This is a genomic window from Paracoccus sp. L-17 (assembly GCF_056857655.1).
The window spans coordinates 1-16,632 of the sequence record NZ_JBSXNM010000021.1 but is presented as its reverse complement, the minus strand read 5'-3'; the positions used below and the strand labels follow the sequence as shown (position 1 = coordinate 16,632).

Sequence of the window (16,632 nt, the reverse complement as noted above, 5' to 3'; positions counted from 1 at the left end):
GGTCAGAACAATCCCTCGACCTGACCGCTGGCGTCCAGCCCGATGGTCTCGGCTGACGGGTGCCGCGGAAGACCGGGCATGGTCATGATTTCGCCGCAGATCGCCACGACGAAACCCGCGCCCGCGTTCAGCCGCACCTCGCGAACCGGGATCGTGTGGCCATCGGGCGCGCCACGCTGGTTGGGATCGGTGGTAAAGGAATATTGCGTCTTGGCGATGCAGACCGGCATCGCACCGTGGCCCGCCTCTTCCCAGGCTTCCAGTTGTGCGCGGATGCCCGGCGCGGCCTCGACGTGGGCCGCGCGATAGATGCGGGCGCAGATCGTCTCGATCTTCTGCCACAGCGGCATCGAGGATGGATAGAGCGTGTGGAAATCGGCCTTGCCGCTTTCGGCCAGCGCCACCACCTCGCGGGCCAGATCCTCGGCCCCTGCCCCGCCCTCGGCCCAGTGCCGGGCCAGCACGGCCCGGACATCGTGATGGGCGCAATAATCCTGCAAGACCGCGATCTCGGCCTCGGCATCGCCATCGAAATGGTTCAGGGCCACGACGACGGGCAGCCCGTAGCCACGCAGGTTTTCGATATGCCGGCCCAGATTGGCGCAGCCGCGCCGGACGGCGGCGGGATCCCGGGTCGAAAGATCGGCCCTCGCCACGCCGCCATTCATCTTCAACGCCCGGATCGTCGCGACCAGCACGACCGCCGAGGGCGCCAGATTCGCGATGCGGCATTTGATGTCCAGAAACTTCTCGGCCCCCAGATCGGCGCCGAAACCCGCCTCGGTCACCACATAGTCGGACAGCGCCAGCGCCGCGCGGGTGGCGATGGCGCTGTTGCAGCCATGGGCGATATTGGCGAAGGGACCGCCATGGACCAGCGCCGGATTGTTTTCCAGCGTCTGCACCAGATTGGGTTGCAGCGCGTCCTTCAGAAGCACGGTCATCGCGCCATCGGCCTTCAGATCACGCGCCGTGACAGCCCGGCGATCGCGCGTATAGCCGATGACGATGCGGCCCAGCCGGGACTGGAGATCGGCCAGATCGGTGGCCAGGCACAGGATCGCCATCACCTCGGACGCCACGGTGATGTCGAAGCCGGTCTGGCGCGGAAAGCCATTTGCAATCCCTCCCAGCCCAAGCGCCATCTCGCGCAGCGCGCGGTCGTTCATGTCCATGACCCGCCGCCAGGTGATCCGGCGCGTGTCGAGATCCAGCGCATTGCCCCAGTAGACGTGATTGTCGATCATCGCCGACAGCAGGTTGTGGGCGCTTGTGATCGCGTGGAAATCGCCGGTGAAATGCAGGTTCATCTCTTCCATCGGCACGATCTGGGCCCGGCCCCCGCCGGCGGCGCCGCCCTTCATGCCGAAATTCGGCCCCAGGCTGGCCTCGCGGATGCAGATCGTCGTGCGCTTGCCGATCCGGTTCAGCGCATCGCCAAGTCCGACAGTGGTCGTGGTCTTGCCCTCGCCCGCGGGCGTCGGGTTGATCGCAGTGACAAGGATCAGCCGCCCCGCCTTGTGGACAGGCAGCCGGGCAAGCGCGTCATGGGTGATCTTGGCCTTGTCATGGCCATGGGGAAGGATGTCTCGCGCGCCCAGCCCAAGCCGGGCGGCGATGTCCTGAATGGGCAGCTTCTGCGCGGCGCGGGCGATCTGGATATCGGATGTCATGGCACCAGAATGCCCGAGGCTGCGCCCCTGTCAACGCGCAAGCCGGCCCCCGTCCGCCTAGCGCACGACAAGGACCGAGATCGGCGCATGGCGCACGACCGCATTGGCATGGCTGCTGATCAGGATGCTGCGCAGCTCGTCCGGCTGGTGGCTGGCCATGACGATCAGGTCGGCGCCGATCCTGTCGGCGCTGCGCAGGATGGTTTCGGCGACATGGCCATGTCCCACATGGGTCACGACCTTCTCGCCCGGCATCTGCTGTTCGGCGAAATTGTCCAGCGCATCCTTCATCGCCTCCAGCGCCTGTTTCTCGAACCCTTTTGGCAGATAGGTTGCAACCATGGAGGATCCGATGTCCAGAACGATTCCCAGCAGATGGATCGTGCCGGTCGCGCCCGCCTGCGCGCGCGCGGCGGGAAGCGCCTTTTCCCAGCTTTCGGGATGTTGCAGGTCGATGGGCAGCAGGATCGTGTCAGGCATGGCTCAGCCCCTTTTCCCGGCGCCGCGGCGTGGATTCATCCGGTTCGATCCGGCGCCGCTGCAGCCAGACCACCAGCGCCAGGATCAGCAAGGCGGGAATGTAGATCCAGTATTTCGACGGGGCGGGCGCCGGTGCGCGGACCAGCAGGATCTTTTGATCCCAGTCCAGACCCGCCGCCTGAGCCGGGCTGTCGAAGGCCACGTTGTCGATCACCACCTCGTCGCCGTTCCGGATCGTCTCGATGCCCAGGGCCTGCATCCGCTCTTCTCCGGTGGCGCCTTGGGGCACCTCCAGCAGCGCGGTGAACTCGACAGGGTCTCCGACATCGTTCAAGCCGGCCACCCGCAGCCGCAACGGATCGCCCACGGGCGAATCCTGCAACGCCTGCGCGAATTCCGTGGGCGGCAGGTCGTCATAGGGCGGATAGATGTAATCCATGAAAAAGCCGGGCCGGAAGATCGCGAAGGCGACCAGCAGCAGCAGCACCGTCTCCCAGATCCTGTTGCGAACCAGGAACCAGCCCTGCGTCGCGGCCGCGAACAGCAGCATCGCCACCGTCGCCGTGATGAAGACGAAGATGCCGTGGATCCAGTCCACGTTGATCAGCAGAAGGTCGGTGTTGAAGATGAACAGGAAAGGCAGCGCCGCGGTGCGCAGGCTGTAGAAGAAGGCGATGACCCCGGTCTTGATCGGATCGCCGCCTGACACCGCGGCGGCTGCGAACGAGGCCAGCCCCACGGGCGGGGTCACGTCGGCCATGATGCCGAAGTAGAACACGAACAGATGCACCGCGATCAGCGGCACGATCAGTCCGTTCTGCTGGCCCAGCGTGACGATGACCGGTGCCAGCAGCGCCGAGACGACAATGTAGTTCGCCGTCGTCGGCAGGCCCATGCCCAGGATCAGCGACAGCACGGCCGTCAGCAGCAGGATCGCCATCAGGTTGCCGCCCGAAAGCACCTCGACCACATCGGCCAGCGCCGAACCGACGCCGGTCTGACTGACCGCGCCGACGATGATGCCCGCCGTCGCCGTCGCGATGCCGATGCCGATCATGTTGCGTGCGCCGGAAATCAGCCCGTCCACCAGATCGTCGACGCCCGATCGCATGGCCGACCCGATGGCGGCGTTTCCGGTCCGGTCGGTGCCGCGCATCATCACCATCAGCGGCCGCTGCGTCAGAAGGATGAAGATCATGAAGGCGGTGGCCCAGAAGGCCGACAGCCCCGGCGAGAGGCGATCGACCATCAGCGCCCAGACCAGCACCACGATCGGCAGGATGAAATGCAGCCCCGACCGCACCGTCGGCCCCGGCAGCGGAAGCTGGGTGACCGGCGCGTTGGGATCATCCATCTGCAACGGCTCCTCGCGCGAGGCGATGTAGAGCAGGCCCAGATAGGCCGCGACCAGCAGCGCGAAGACCACCCAGATCGCATCGGAACCGAAGGTGGGGCGGATCCAGCCCATCGTCACCTTCAGCAGGAACCCGAGGATGCCGACCGCGACGATGCCGAACAGGAAACCGATCAGGCGACGCATCAGCGGCCCCGGCGTATAGGCGCGCGGCAGACCCTTCATGCCCGCCTTCATCGCCTCGAGATGGACGATATAGACCAATGCGATATAGCTGATCGTGGCCGGGATGAAGGCGTTCTTGACCACATCGAAATAGGGAATTCCGACATATTCGACCATCAGGAAGGCGGCGGCACCCATCACAGGCGGCATGATCTGACCGTTCACCGACGAGGCGACCTCGACCGCGCCGGCCTTTTCGGATGAAAAGCCCACCTTCTTCATCAGCGGAATGGTAAAGGTGCCGGTCGTGACGACATTGGCGATGGACGAGCCGGAAATCAGGCCGGTCATCGCCGAACTGACGACGGCGGCCTTGGCGGGGCCGCCGCGCATGTGGCCCATCAGCGAGAATGCCACCTGGATGAAGTAGTTGCCCGCCCCGGCCTTGTCCAGCAGCGCCCCGAACAGCACGAACAGGAACACGAAACTGGTCGAAACGCCAAGCGCGATGCCGAACACGCCCTCGGTCGTGATCCATTGGTGATTGACCACTTCCGCCAGCGAATTGCCCTTGTGGGCGATGATGTCCGGCATGTAGGGGCCAAGAAAGGTATAGACCAGAAACACCGACGCCACGATCATCAGCGCCGGACCCAGGCTGCGTCGGGTGGCCTCCAGCAGCAGAATGATCCCGATGACGGAAATCACGTAATCCTGCATGATCGGCGCGCCCACGCGGGACGAAATCCCGTCATAGGCGAAATAGATGTAAAGCGCGGCAATGGCCGCGACGATGGCCAGCGCCCATTCCCAGGGCGGCACCCACGACTTGGGACTGCCCAGCAGGATCGCGGCGATGACGGCGGCGCCGACGATGGGGATCCACCAGACCGGCACGCCGGTCTTGGATCCCATGATGAACAGGACGACCATCAGCGCCGGCACGCCGACGCCCAGGATCAACTGGAACGGCGTGCGCTCTGCCGGATAGGCCATATAGGCCAGAAACAGCGCGAAGGCGAGGTGGATCGATCGCGTCTCGGTGTCGTTCAGAACCCCGAAACCCACCATGAACGGAATTGGCGAGGCGATCCACAGCTGGAACAGCGACCAGGCCAGCGCGGTCATCAGGATCAGCTTGCCCACGAAGCCGGGCGGCGTCCGTGCCCCGGTATCGGAGGATGCGACGAGCTCGTCGATTTCCTGCTGCGACAGGCCGCCATGGCCCGAGGCGGCCATCTCGACGGCGCTGGCCTCGAACTGGTCGTCCTTGTGGGACTTGTCCCGATCCGTCTCGCTCATCGCAGCATCCCCCGTTGTCTGGGCTTGTTGTCGTTATGGTCAAGAGCGATGGGCGGCCCCGGCAGGGCCGCCCGTGACTTGCGCCGGAATTACTGGATCCAGCCCTGTTCCCTGTAATATTTCTCGGCCCCCGGATGCAGCGGCGCGCTGTTGCCTTCCGTGACCATCTCCTTGGGATCGAGATTGGCGAAGGCCGGATGCAGCTTCTTGAATCGGTCGAAATTGTCGAAGACCGCCTTCACCACCTCGTAGACCACGTCTTCGGGCACGTCGGCCGAGGTCACGAAGGTCGCCTTGACGCCGAAGGTGTTGGTATCGTTGTCGGTTCCCGGATACATGCCACCCGGAATGGTCGCCTTGGCGTAATAGGGGTTCTCCTTGACCAGCTTGTCGATCTCGGGGCCCTCGACCGGGACCAGATTGGCGTCCACGGTCGAGGTCGCCTCCTGGATCGAGCCATTCGGATGGCCGACGGTATAGACGATCGCATCGACCTTGTTGTCGCCCAACGCCGCGGATTGTTCCGCCGGCTTCAATTGCGAGGCCAGCGCGAAGTCGTTCATCGTCCAGCCCTTGGCCTTCAGCACGACCTCCATCGTGGCCAATTGTCCCGAACCGGGATTGCCCACGTTGACCCGCTTGCCCTTCAGATCGTCGAAGGTCTGGATATTGGCATCCTTGCGGGCGACGACGGTGAACGGCTCGGGATGGACCGAGAACACGGCCCGCAGCTTGTCGACCTTCTTGTCGCCCTCGAAATCGGGAACATCGCCGTTATAGGCGTGATACTGGATATCGGACTGGGCGACGCCCATGGTCATGTCGCCATTCTTGATCGCATTGACATTGGCGACGGATCCGCCGGTCGAGGGCGCGGTGCACTTGATACCGGTCTTGGCGGTGTCACGGTTGACCAGACGGCAGATCGACTGGCCGACGACATAATAGACGCCGGTCTGTCCGCCGGTGCCGATGGTGATGAATTTTTCCTCCTGCGCCTGGGCAGCGCCCACGCCCAGGGCGAGGGCGGCGGTTAGCAGAAACGGTCCGAATTTGGTCATAGAGCTTGCTCCCTTTGATGGTCCGGGACGAGACCCGTCCCCTCCCGCAGCTTTGGCGCGGGTTCGTGAATACGGTAACGCAGTCCTGCGCTTTGGCAATCCCTAATGCCTGAACAGGAAGGTTTTTGTTTGTTTCCGAAGGCTTGCCAAGGAAATTTCAGCCATCGCTTGATTCGCCGGACGTCCCATCGCCCGACGGGAAGGAATTCCGATAGCGGCGGCGGCGGGCCAGGCAGAACCGCACTGTCCCCGGCGTCAGGCAGGGCAGACCAGTTCCAGCGCGCCGGCCAGCCTGTCCACCAGCATCGCCGTCTCGTCATCAGAGATGATGAAGGGCGGAGCCAGCAGAACGTGATCGCCGCGTCGGCCGTCGATCGTGCCTGACATGGGATAGCAGATCAGCCCGTTCTGGAAGGCCGCCTTCTTCAGTCGCGCCGCGACCTTCAGCGACGGGTCGAAAGGCTCTTTCGTGGCCCGGTCCGCGACCAGTTCGATCCCGCGAAACAGGCCGCGCCCGCGAATGTCGCCCACATGCGGGTGCTGCCCCAGCCGTGCGACCAGCGCCTCTTGCAAGGCTTCGCCCTTCTGCCGGACCTGCGGCAGCAGCCCGCGATCCAGAATGGCGCGCACCACCGCCAGCCCCGCCGCCGTGGCGACGGGATGGCCGATATAGGTGTGCCCGTGCTGGAAAAAGCCGCTGCCATCTGCGATCGCCCGATAGACGATCTTGCTGCACAGCATCGCACCGATCGGTTGATATCCGGCCCCCAAGCCCTTGGCGATGCACAGGATATCGGGCGCGATCCCGTCCTGCTCGCAGGCGAACAAGGTGCCGGTGCGTCCCATCCCGCACATCACTTCGTCCAGGATCAGCAGGATGCCGTATTCGTCGCAGATCTCGCGGATGCGCCTGAAATAGCCCGGTGCGGGCGGCACTGCGCCGGCCGTCGCGCCCACGACCGGCTCGGCCATGAAGGCCATCACCGTTTCGGGGCCAAGGCGTTCGATCTCATCGCGCAGCGCCTCGGCGGCGCTCAGGCCGTATTCCTCGGGCGTCTCGCCCCCGGCCCGGTCGCGATATTCATAGCAGGGCGCGATATGGCTGACATCCAGCAGCAGCGGGCCGAATTGCTGCCGTCGCCATTCGTTGCCGCCCGCCGACAGCGCACCGATCGTGTTGCCGTGATAGCTTTGCCGCCGCGCGATCAGGCGCGAGCGCTGTGGCTGCCCCTTTTCCACCCAGTATTGCCGGGCCAGCTTGATCGCGGCCTCGGTCGCCTCGGACCCGCCCGACACGAAATAGACCCGGTCCAGGTCGCCGGGCGCATGGGCGATCAGCAGATCGGCCAGCGCCTCGGCGGGTTCGCTGGTCAGAAAGCCCGTATGCGCGAAGGCAAGCCGGTCAAGCTGATCCTTGATCGCGCGCGTCACCCCGGCATCGCCATGGCCAAGGCAGGACACCGCCGCGCCGCCCGAGCCATCCAGATATCGATTGCCCTCGGCGTCGATCAGCCAGACGCCCTCGCCGCCGATGGCGACCGGGGGCTGGGACTGGCAATGGCGGGGAAAGACATGCGACATCGAGGGCTCCTGTTCTCGGCCAGGGGATTTCTAACCCGCATCCAGCCGCGCCGCCACCGCTTCGCGCAGGGCGGGCAGCAGATCGGCGTGAAACCAGGGATTGCGCTTCAGCCAGCCGGTATTGCGCCACGAAGGATGCGGCAGCGGAAAGATCGCCGGCGCGTGATCGCGCCAAGCGGCCACGGTTTGCGTGACATTGCCGGCGCCCAGATGCCAGCGCATTGCGTGACCGCCCACCAGCAGCGTCAGATCGGGTTGCAGCAGGTCCAGAACCTGCGCCCGCCAGGTCGCGGCGCAGATCGGCGGCGGCGGCAGGTCGGCCCCCTTGCCGTCATAACCCGGAAAACAGAAGGCCATCGGCACGATGGCGATCCGGGCGCGGTCATAGAAGGTGGCCTGGTCCACGCCCATCCAGTCGCGCAACCTGTCGCCCGAACGATCGGTGAAGGGGCGTCCGCTTTGGTGCACCCGCATCCCCGGTGCCTGCCCGACGACCAGGATTCGCGCGCCCGGCGCGAACCAGGTCACGGGACGCGGCGCGTGGCGCGTCGCGGTCGCCGCAAAGCGCGGCGCGCAGAGGCGGCAGGCGGAAATCCGGTGCGAAAGATCGCTCATCCGACCGATCTAGTGAAAATGCCGCGCGAAAACACCCTGTGCCTTAACGATTTCTCAACGCCGACCGCGTCAACTGGACAGCATAACGACGCAGACATATGGTCTGGGCAGGTCCGGCCGGGCCGGATCACCACCGCAGGAAGGATCGCGACGCAAAGCCATGCTGGAATTCGACAATGTCTCGAAATCCTTCTGGACCGGCACGCAGCGCAAGGTGATCCTGGATCGTGCCTCCTTCCGTGTCGAGCCGGGGCATTCGCTGGGCATCCTGGCGCCCAACGGCACCGGCAAGACGACGTTGGTCAACATGATGTGCGGGCTGGAAAAACCCGATGAGGGCACGATCCGATCAACCTCGCGGATCTCGTTTCCGCTGGGATTCATGGGCGGGGTCGTCACCAAGCATTCGGCCAACGAGAATGCCCGCTATATTGCGCGCATCTATGGACTGGATCCCGATTACGTGGCCGCCTTCACCCGCTGGCTGACCGATATCGACGAATATTTCGACATGCCGGTGGGAACCTATTCCGCCGGGATGCGCCAGCGCTTCACCTTTTCGCTGCTTCTCGCGCTGGAATTCGACATCTACCTGATCGATGAAGGGATGCCCCAGACGACCGATGTCGAATTCAACCGCAAGGCCGGGTCGGTGCTTTTCGAAAGGCTGCGCAGCGCGACCGTCGTGATCGTTTCCCACCAGCCCGCGACGATCGAGAAATTCTGCCGTTCGGCCGCGATCCTGCGTGACGGCAGGCTCTACATGTTCGAATCCCTCGACGAGGCGAAGCAATATTATGACTACACCGCCTAAGGCCCGGCGCTATCACGCCTCTCCTTCGCAATCGCTGCGGACCGCCGCGACCGGTTCGGACGGGCGCAGCGATGCGGCCAAGGCCGCGCCGGCCAAGGGAATCGAGAATGTTCGGGTCGAGTTGCAAAGAAAGGTCGCGATGCCGACGCGCCACAGCGAAAGCCCGGTCGCGGGCGGCACCGGCTCCAACCCCGCAACGGATCCGCCCGCCTCTCCCGAACCCGGGTCCGAGGCGGAGCGCGAAAGATTCATGCGCACCGAACCGGTCGATGACGGTTTTCCGGCGCTCGGGGCGTCGCAACTCGATGACAAGCCTGCCCAATCCGTCCGCAGCGACGATGAGCCGGACCTGAAGGCCAAGTTGCAGCTGATCCAGGAGGAACAGCTGACCGACCGCCAGCTTCGGATCGCCCGGCGCATCGCCCTGCTGCACCAGATCCCGGTTTCATCGGACCAGGAGGCGGTGTTGCGGCTGCGCGAACGGGGCATCGATCCCTCGCACCGGGCGGCTCTGGGCCAGATCCTGTCAAGCGAAGGGAGCCGGGCGCAGGCCGCGCCTTCGGCCAATGCGCCGGCGATCATGCCGCAACCGTCGCCCGTGGCCGTTCCCACGCCCCGAAAACCGGGCACCGAGGTCGGCCCCGTGCGGCCGCAGATGCCCTCTCGCGAGGCGCTGACCGAGAAACGGCGGGCGGCCGAAATTTATCGGATCCAGCGCGATATCGCGCGCCGCCGCCGCCGCCGTCTGTTCATGCTGACCCTGCGCCTGCTGCTGTTCGTGGCGCTGCCCACGGCGCTGGCGGGCTGGTATTATTTCCGCGTTGCGACACCGCTTTACGCCACCTTCTCGCAATTCCAGATACAACGGGCCGAATCCGCCTCGGCGGGGGGCGCCGGCGGTCTTCTGGCCGGTTCGCAGCTTGCCACCAATCCCGATTCCGTGGCTGTGCAAAGCTATCTGAATTCGCGCGATGCGATGCTGCGGCTGGACGCCGACAAGGGCTTCAAGGCCGCCTTCCAGCAGCCGGGCATCGATCCGATCAAACGGCTTCCCCTCGATGCCAGCAATGAAGACGCCTATGCCACCTACAGGAATTCGGTCAGGATAGGCTACGATCCGACCGAAGGCGTCATCGACATGGAGGTGATCGCCCCCGATCCCGCCCTGAGCGAGCAGTTTTCGCTGGCACTGATCCGATATGCCGAGGAACAGGTGGACAGGATGACCGCCCGCCTGCGATCGGACCAGATGGAGGGCGCCGCCGAATCTTATCGCGACGCCGAGACCAAGGTTCTCGACGCGCAGCGGCGGGTCCAGGAATTGCAACAGGACCTGGGTGTGCTGGATCCGGCCGCCGAAGGCACGGTGGTGATGAACCAGATTGCCACGCTGGAAGGGCAACTGAGCCAGAAGCGGCTGGAACTGGGTCAGTTGCTGGCCAATCCGCGCCCCCAGCAAAGCCGCGTGGACGCCGCGCGCGGCGACATCTCGCGGCTGGAAAAGATGATCGCCGATACCCGCCAGCAACTGACCCAGGGCAACGAACAGCGCGCCTCTCTGGCGGCGATCACCGGCGAGCTGCGCATTGCCGAAAGCGATCTGGCGACACGCCAGGAATTGCTGGCCGCGGCGGCGGCGCAGATGGAAGGCGCCCGGATCGAGGCCAACAAGCAGGTCCGCTATCTGTCGCTCTCGGTCGCCCCGGTTCCGCCCGACGAGGCCACCTATCCAAAGGCGGTCCAGAACACCATCGTGGCCTTTCTGATCTTTTCGGGTATCTACCTGATGCTGTCGCTGACCGTATCCATCCTGAGAGAGCAGGTTTCCACATGACCACATCACGCCACATCCGCATCGGCCCCGTGACCTGCGGCAACGATCTTCCGCTGACGTTGATCGCGGGGCCCTGCCAGCTGGAAAGCCTGGAACACGCGCTCATGATCGCCGAAAGCATGGCCGAGGCTTGCCGCGCGGCGGGTGCGGGCTTCGTCTTCAAGGCCAGCTACGACAAGGCCAATCGCACCTCGCTGAGCGGCAGGCGCGGGTTGGGGATCGAGGAGGGACTGGCGATTCTGGAAACGGTCCGCGACCGGATCGGCTGCCCGGTCCTGACCGACGTGCATGACGCGGCGCAGGCGGTCCGCGCGGCGCGATCGGTCGATGTGATCCAGATCCCCGCCTTTCTGTGCCGCCAGACCGACCTGCTTCTGGCCGCCGGGCGGACCGGCGCTGTCGTGAATGTCAAGAAGGGCCAGTTCCTTGCGCCCTGGGACATGGCCAACGTGGCGCAGAAAGTCGCCTCGACCGGCAACGACAGCATCCTGCTGACCGAACGCGGCGTCAGCTTCGGCTACAACACCCTGGTTGCCGACATGCGGTCGCTGCCGATCATGGCGCGCAGCGGCTACCCGGTGATCATGGACGCCACCCATTCGGTGCAGCAGCCGGGCGGCCAGGGCGGCTCGTCCGGCGGCCAGCGGGAATTCGCACCGGTCATGGCGCGCGCCGCGGTGTCGCTGGGCGTGGCCGGCGTCTTCATCGAGACGCACGAGGATCCCGACAACGCGCCCTCGGACGGTCCCAACATGGTCCCGCTTCAGCAGATGCCTGCCCTGATCGCCTCGCTGATGGCGTTCGACCGCTTGGCCAAGGCCGATCCGCTGACATCATGATTCGGGCGCTGCTGCTGTCGATTCTTCTTGTCCTGCCGTTTGCCGCGGTTTCGCAGGCGCGGGAGGATGGCGGCGTGATCACCGCGCCTTCGGGGACGATTCCGGTCGGAGACAACGCGGCGTCAGACGCAGCGATCCGGACCCGGATCGACAGCATCCTGTCGCAGGTCAGCGCCTTCGACAAGGTGCGCGCGAGGGTCGATGCGGGCATCGTTCGGCTGACCGGCGAGGTGACCGAGCAGGTGCAGATCGATCGCCTGAATGCACTGATGGCGCGCGTGGACGGGGTCGTGGCGATTCAGAACGACGTGATCCTGACCACCGATATCGGGTTGCGGCTGGGCACCGTCCGCGACCGTTTCCTGCAACGGTTGAACCAGGTGATCGCCGGCCTGCCCTTCGTTGCCCTGGGACTGGTCGTCGGTGCGCTGATCCTGCTGGTCGGCAGCTGGATCTCGCGCCGCGAACGAACCTTGGCGCGGGTCGCGCCGAACCCCTTCATCGCCGGCTTTCTGGCCCAGGTCATCCGCCTGATCGCCTGGATCGTGGCGCTGGTGGTGGCACTGGATCTGATGGGCGCGACCGCACTTCTGGGCACGCTGCTGGGCGCGGCAGGGATTTTCGGCCTGTCGCTCAGCTTCGCGGCCCGCGACACGATCGAGGGCCTTGTCGCAACCATCCTGCTATCGCTGCGCCAGCCCTTCGGTCCCAACGATCTGATCGAGGTAAACGACCAGCGCGGCCGCGTCATCCGCATGACCAGCCGAGGCACCACGCTGCTGACGCTGGATGGCAATCATATCCGAATCCCGAACCAGATCATCTACAAGGCAGTGCTGACCAACTATACCCGCAACCCCGAGCGTCGCTTCCTAGTCGATCTCGTGATCGACCCGGTCTCGGATCTCGGCCGCGCCCGCGATCTGGCCCTGAGGGTGCTGGCGGGAATGAGCTTCGTGCTGCAACGCCCCGAACCCGTCGCCTGGGTCGAGGCGACCAGCCCCGAAACCCTCGTCATCCGGGCTGGCGGCTGGGTCTCTCAGGACGGAACCGATTTCGATCTGGCCCGCGGCGAGGCCTTTCGGCTGCTGCGCCGGGCCATGGACGCCGAGGGGTTCGGTCTGCCCGAGCCGATTCATCGCATCCATGTCGAGGGGGCCGATCCGTCCCCTGCCGCCCAGCCGGTGCCCAGGCCCGCGGCCACGCGTCGTGAAAAGCCTCCCGATCTCAGCCCCGACGCGACTTTCGAGGAACTTCTGGATCGCGAAAGGGGTGATGGCCGCAATCTGCTGACGCCGGTCGGCGAGTGACGATCAACCCCGTTCCATGCCCCGGGCTGCCGCATCGGCCGACGCCCAGGCCCATTGGAAATTGTATCCGCCCAGCCAGCCCGTCACATCGACGCATTCGCCGATGAAGAACAATCCCGGCACCCGCCGCGCCTGCAGGCTGCGGGCATCCAGGTCGCGGGTATCGACGCCGCCCAGCGTGACCTCGGCCGTGCGATAGCCTTCGGTCCCGACCGGCCGGACCTGCCAGCGATTGATGCGCGCGCCAACCGAATCCAGCACGCGATTGCCCTGATCGGCCAGCCTGGCATCCGTCAGCCCGGCTTCAGCCGCCACTGCCGAAGCCAGCCGCTCGGGCAGAAACCGCCCAAGCGCGGTCGCCACCTCCACGCGGCCCGCCCGCCCCCGCGCGGATTTCAGCGCCGCGGCGACGTCGTGATCAGGCGCAAGATCGATCTGCAACGTCTCGCCGGGGCGCCAGAAACTGGAGATCTGCAGGATGACCGGTCCGCTGAGCCCGCGATGGGTAAACAGCAGCGCATCCCGGAACGCGCCGTCGCCATGCACGATCCTCGCCTCGACCGAAACACCCGCAAGTGGACGGCACAGGGCCAGATCCTGATCGGCAAAGGTCATCGGCACAAGACCGGGACGCGGCTCCGAGAGGCGCAGACCGAATTGTCGCGCCAGGTCATGGGCCAGCCCGGTCGCGCCCATTTTCGGGATCGACCGGCCGCCTGTCGCCACCACCAGCCGGCGCGCGGCGACAGGCCCAGTGTCGGTTTCGACGACGAAACCATCAGGGGTGCGCTCCACCGCGCCGATCCCGGTCCTCAGCCGCAGATCCGCGCCGCGCATCCGCTGCAGCAACAGGTCGGTGATCTGCGTGGCCTTGCCGTCACAGAAAAGCTGACCCTGCGACTTCTCGTGCCAGCCGATTCCCGCGCGATCCACCAGCCCGACGAAATCCTCGGGGCGATAGCGCGCCAGCGCGCTGGCCGAAAAACGCGGATTGCCCGACAGGAACCTTTCGGGCACGCTGGCGAGATTGGTGAAATTGCACCGCCCCCCACCCGAGATCCGGATCTTTTCGGCCGGGCGGGCGGCGTGATCCAGAACCAGAATCCGCCTGCCCGGCGCCAAGGCGGACCCCGCGCAGAATAATCCGGCCGCCCCGCCGCCCAGAATGAGAATGTCCACCTGCTCCATCCGCGCGCCATAGCGGCCCGCCCCGGAACACACAAGTTTTCCCGATTTTCGACTTGCAGCCTACGGAGGTCTTGGCTATTCACGCCCGCACGGTTGGGGCGTGGCCAAGTGGTAAGGCAACGGTTTTTGGTACCGTGTACCGTAGGTTCGAATCCTACCGCCCCAGCCAAATCTCGTTTTTCGATGAATTGCCGTTGTTTTCGGCGCTTGAACGAGCGGCGATGGCCGTCGTTTCCGCCAAGAGATCAAAGGGTTGGCGGAAGGTGGCGACCACCTCACCATCTTCCCAAGAGCAGTTCGAAAGTACGAAGTTGAGCAGGCGGCGCTTTTCACGGGCGGGCTGGCGTTCGAACAGCGCCTGTGCATTGCGGGCGAGTTCGAGAATCCGCACGCCCTCGTCCATGTAGGACTGCTCGGCCTCCTCGTGGCGGTCGATATCGTGCTGCATGCGGCGCGGGTTCACCACGCTCGCGGCCCAGGCGGAGACAGTGCTGAAGCTGGACCCGTTCGCCGGGCACATGTTCGTCTTCCGCGGTCGGCGCGGAGATCTGATCAAGATCATCTGGTGGGATGGCCAGGGCGCATGCCTGTTCAGCAAGCGCCTGGAGAAGGGCCGCTTCGTGTGGCCGTCGGCGAAGGAGGGCAAGATCGCTCTGACGCCGGCACAGCTGGCGATGCTGCTGGAAGGAATCGACTGGCGGCTGCCGCGGCGCAGCTGGACGCCGCTGAAGGCGGGATGAAACCGGGCGCGACAGCACGTCGGGATTTCCTGTTTCGCCCATGTTTTGCTATGATTGGCCATGCTCGATGTGGCCAAATCCCTGCCCGAAGACCCCGAGGAACTGCGACGGTTCACGGCGCTTTTGCTGGCCGAAGTGAAGTCGCAGGCAATGCTGATGGAGAAGCTGCGCCACCAGTTGGCCGGTCGCCGCAGCCATCGCTTTGGCACGTCGTCGGAGACCGTCGAGCAGCTTCAACTGGCGCTTGAGGCAACGAGATCTCTATCGCCAGGATGACTGCGAAGCTGCGCCTGCCGGACGAGGAAGGGAAGGACCAGCCGAAGCGCCGTCCCATCCCCGATCACATCCCGCGCCAGGAGATAGAACTGACCACCGGCGATGAGGACTGTGCCCGCTGCGGCGGAACCCTTCGCCGCCTCGGCGAGGATGTGACCGAAGAACTGGAATATGTTCCCGGCCGGTTCATCGTGAACCGGATCGTCCGTCCCCGCCTGGCCTGTTCCGGCTGTGAGGCATTCACACAGGCCTCTCTGCCATCCCGCCCGATCGAGCGCGGTCGTCCCGGCCCCGGCCTGCTGGCGCATGTTCTGGTCTCCAAATACGCCGACCATCTGCCCCTTTATCGCCAGAGCCGGATCTTCGAGCGCGACGGGCTCGACCTTGACCGCTCGACGCTGGCGGATTGGGTCGGCAAATCCACTGCACTTCTGGAACCGCTCGCTGATGCCATCGGGCGGCATGTGCTGGCCGGAAAGGCGATCTTCGCGGATGACACCCCGGTCAGGATGCTGGCGCCCGGCACCGGGAAGACCGCAACGGCGCGACTGTGGACATACGGGCGGGACGAGCGGCCCTGGGGCGGCGACGCCCCGCCCGCCAACTGGTATCGCTTCTCGCCGGATCGAAAGGGCCAGCACCCGAAGGATCACCTGTCAGGATATTGCGGCTGGATGCACGCCGACGGTTACGCCGGGTTCGAGGACATCTACCGGTCTGGCGACATCCGCGAGGTTGCCTGCATGGCCCATGTCCGGCGCAAGTTCGTCGACGTCCACAGGGCCCAGGGGTCGGCCATCGCCAACGAGGCCATCCGGCGGGTCGCACAGCTCTACGCGGTAGAGAAAGAGGCGCGGGGATCACCGCCGGACCGGCGCGTCGAGATCCGCCAGGCGAAGGCGGTGCCCATCTTCGACGGGTTGGAGAGCTGGCTTCACGACCAACTGCCGACGATCTCCGGCAAGTCACCATTGGCCATGGCGATCCGATGTGGCCTGACGCGCATGAAGCGGCTTCGGCCCTGTCTCGACCACGGCTTCCTCGAACTCGACAACAACACGGCCGAGCGCGCCATGCGATCCGTAGCCGTCGGACGGAAGAACTACCTGTTCGTCGGCTCGCAGACCGGCGGCCGCGCCGCCGCCATCGCCTATACCCTGATCGAGACCGCCAAGCTGAATGGTGTGGACCCGCAGGGATGGCTCGCCGATACGCTGGCCTGCATCCCAGACTACAAGATCACCCGCGTGGACGATCTCCTGAACCGCGCCGGGTTTTCCGGAGGCTGATTTGTCTTAGTTACGCGGCCATGTCTGATCTTTCCAGAGCGGCATAGAAGTTTGCCTCGGCCTCTGCTGGCGGGATGTTACCGATGGGTTCCAGCAAGCGTCTGTTGTTGA

Annotated in this window: 13 protein-coding genes, 1 tRNA gene and 1 pseudogene; 7 read left to right on the top strand and 8 right to left on the bottom strand. The window is 65.3% G+C overall.

The window, feature by feature from the left end; all coding sequences use genetic code 11:
- Positions 1-2: 2 nt before the first annotated feature.
- The 6 genes from AC13CR_RS01590 to AC13CR_RS01565 form a co-directional block, all read right to left on the bottom strand.
- Positions 3-1,673, bottom strand: a complete 1,671-nt coding sequence (locus AC13CR_RS01590) for a formate--tetrahydrofolate ligase (RefSeq protein WP_292958071.1) — start codon at positions 1,671-1,673, stop codon at positions 3-5.
- A 57-nt stretch (positions 1,674-1,730) separates the two neighbouring features.
- Positions 1,731-2,153 (bottom strand): universal stress protein, encoded by a 423-nt coding sequence (locus AC13CR_RS01585; protein WP_293767502.1) that lies wholly within the window; start codon positions 2,151-2,153, stop codon positions 1,731-1,733.
- On the bottom strand, positions 2,146-4,974 hold the full coding sequence (locus tag AC13CR_RS01580) for a TRAP transporter permease (RefSeq protein ID WP_482900384.1): 2,829 nt from the start codon (positions 4,972-4,974) through the stop codon (positions 2,146-2,148). The genes AC13CR_RS01585 and AC13CR_RS01580 overlap by 8 nt, the downstream gene beginning before the upstream one ends.
- An 89-nt stretch (positions 4,975-5,063) precedes the next feature.
- On the bottom strand, positions 5,064-6,035 hold the full coding sequence (locus AC13CR_RS01575; protein ID WP_292958063.1) for a TAXI family TRAP transporter solute-binding subunit: 972 nt from the start codon (positions 6,033-6,035) through the stop codon (positions 5,064-5,066).
- 255 nt (positions 6,036-6,290) lie between these two features.
- Positions 6,291-7,616, bottom strand: coding sequence for an aspartate aminotransferase family protein (locus AC13CR_RS01570; RefSeq protein ID WP_446232756.1), 1,326 nt, complete (start codon positions 7,614-7,616; stop codon positions 6,291-6,293).
- 30 nt (positions 7,617-7,646) lie between these two features.
- The gene (locus tag AC13CR_RS01565; RefSeq protein ID WP_292958059.1) at positions 7,647-8,231 is read right to left on the bottom strand and encodes a uracil-DNA glycosylase family protein; all 585 of its coding nucleotides are present in this window, start codon (positions 8,229-8,231) and stop codon (positions 7,647-7,649) included.
- Positions 8,232-8,391: 160 nt separating this feature from the next.
- Here AC13CR_RS01565 and AC13CR_RS01560 point away from each other — a divergent pair, with 160 nt between their 5' ends.
- The 4 genes from AC13CR_RS01560 to AC13CR_RS01545 are packed head-to-tail and all read left to right on the top strand — an operon-like array spanning position 8,392 to position 13,028.
- On the top strand, positions 8,392-9,045 hold the full coding sequence (locus AC13CR_RS01560) for an ABC transporter ATP-binding protein (protein WP_292958057.1): 654 nt from the start codon (positions 8,392-8,394) through the stop codon (positions 9,043-9,045).
- Positions 9,029-10,879, top strand: coding sequence for a KpsE/RkpR family capsule polysaccharide export protein (locus AC13CR_RS01555; protein ID WP_482900383.1), 1,851 nt, complete (start codon positions 9,029-9,031; stop codon positions 10,877-10,879). Before AC13CR_RS01560 ends, AC13CR_RS01555 begins: the two co-directional genes overlap by 17 nt.
- Positions 10,876-11,718, top strand: a complete 843-nt coding sequence (gene kdsA, locus AC13CR_RS01550; RefSeq protein WP_292958053.1) for a 3-deoxy-8-phosphooctulonate synthase — start codon at positions 10,876-10,878, stop codon at positions 11,716-11,718. The genes AC13CR_RS01555 and kdsA overlap by 4 nt, the downstream gene beginning before the upstream one ends.
- A complete protein-coding gene (locus tag AC13CR_RS01545; protein ID WP_292958051.1) occupies positions 11,715-13,028 on the top strand; it encodes a mechanosensitive ion channel family protein in 1,314 nt (437 codons plus the stop codon). The genes kdsA and AC13CR_RS01545 overlap by 4 nt, the downstream gene beginning before the upstream one ends.
- Positions 13,029-13,031: 3 nt before the next feature.
- Here the strand turns inward: AC13CR_RS01545 and AC13CR_RS01540 are convergent, their stop codons facing one another.
- Positions 13,032-14,216 (bottom strand): BaiN/RdsA family NAD(P)/FAD-dependent oxidoreductase, encoded by a 1,185-nt coding sequence (locus AC13CR_RS01540; RefSeq protein ID WP_292958049.1) that lies wholly within the window; start codon positions 14,214-14,216, stop codon positions 13,032-13,034.
- A gap of 94 nt (positions 14,217-14,310) precedes the next feature.
- On the opposite strand from AC13CR_RS01540, the gene AC13CR_RS01535 reads away from it, so the two are divergent.
- Positions 14,311-14,385 (top strand) — tRNA-Gln (locus AC13CR_RS01535).
- Here AC13CR_RS01535 and AC13CR_RS01530 read toward each other — a convergent pair.
- Complete coding sequence (locus AC13CR_RS01530) at positions 14,371-14,664, bottom strand: hypothetical protein (protein ID WP_292958047.1); 294 nt, start codon at positions 14,662-14,664, stop codon at positions 14,371-14,373. The genes AC13CR_RS01535 and AC13CR_RS01530 overlap by 15 nt on opposite strands.
- On the opposite strand from AC13CR_RS01530, the gene tnpB reads away from it, so the two are divergent.
- Together tnpB and tnpC are read left to right on the top strand one after the other, a co-directional pair.
- Entirely contained in the window at positions 14,663-14,956 is a 294-nt protein-coding gene (gene tnpB, locus AC13CR_RS01525) for an IS66 family insertion sequence element accessory protein TnpB (protein WP_292958045.1), read from the top strand. The genes AC13CR_RS01530 and tnpB overlap by 2 nt on opposite strands.
- 60 nt (positions 14,957-15,016) lie before the next feature.
- Positions 15,017-16,521: pseudogene (gene tnpC / locus AC13CR_RS01520) on the top strand (IS66 family transposase).
- Positions 16,522-16,632 lie beyond the last annotated feature (111 nt).

Coding starts and splice junctions, on each gene's coding strand:
- AC13CR_RS01545 (WP_292958051.1), top strand. CDS start 11,715: ATGATTCGGGCGCTGCTGCTGTCGATTCTTCTTGTCCTGCCGTTTGCC.
- AC13CR_RS01555 (WP_482900383.1), top strand. CDS start 9,029: ATGACTACACCGCCTAAGGCCCGGCGCTATCACGCCTCTCCTTCGCAA.
- AC13CR_RS01580 (WP_482900384.1), bottom strand. CDS start 4,974: ATGAGCGAGACGGATCGGGACAAGTCCCACAAGGACGACCAGTTCGAG.
- AC13CR_RS01585 (WP_293767502.1), bottom strand. CDS start 2,153: ATGCCTGACACGATCCTGCTGCCCATCGACCTGCAACATCCCGAAAGC.
- kdsA (WP_292958053.1), top strand. CDS start 10,876: ATGACCACATCACGCCACATCCGCATCGGCCCCGTGACCTGCGGCAAC.
- AC13CR_RS01530 (WP_292958047.1), bottom strand. CDS start 14,664: ATGCAGCACGATATCGACCGCCACGAGGAGGCCGAGCAGTCCTACATG.
- AC13CR_RS01560 (WP_292958057.1), top strand. CDS start 8,392: ATGCTGGAATTCGACAATGTCTCGAAATCCTTCTGGACCGGCACGCAG.
- AC13CR_RS01590 (WP_292958071.1), bottom strand. CDS start 1,673: ATGACATCCGATATCCAGATCGCCCGCGCCGCGCAGAAGCTGCCCATT.
- tnpB (WP_292958045.1), top strand. CDS start 14,663: ATGCGGCGCGGGTTCACCACGCTCGCGGCCCAGGCGGAGACAGTGCTG.
- AC13CR_RS01575 (WP_292958063.1), bottom strand. CDS start 6,035: ATGACCAAATTCGGACCGTTTCTGCTAACCGCCGCCCTCGCCCTGGGC.
- AC13CR_RS01570 (WP_446232756.1), bottom strand. CDS start 7,616: ATGTCGCATGTCTTTCCCCGCCATTGCCAGTCCCAGCCCCCGGTCGCC.
- AC13CR_RS01540 (WP_292958049.1), bottom strand. CDS start 14,216: ATGGAGCAGGTGGACATTCTCATTCTGGGCGGCGGGGCGGCCGGATTA.
- AC13CR_RS01565 (WP_292958059.1), bottom strand. CDS start 8,231: ATGAGCGATCTTTCGCACCGGATTTCCGCCTGCCGCCTCTGCGCGCCG.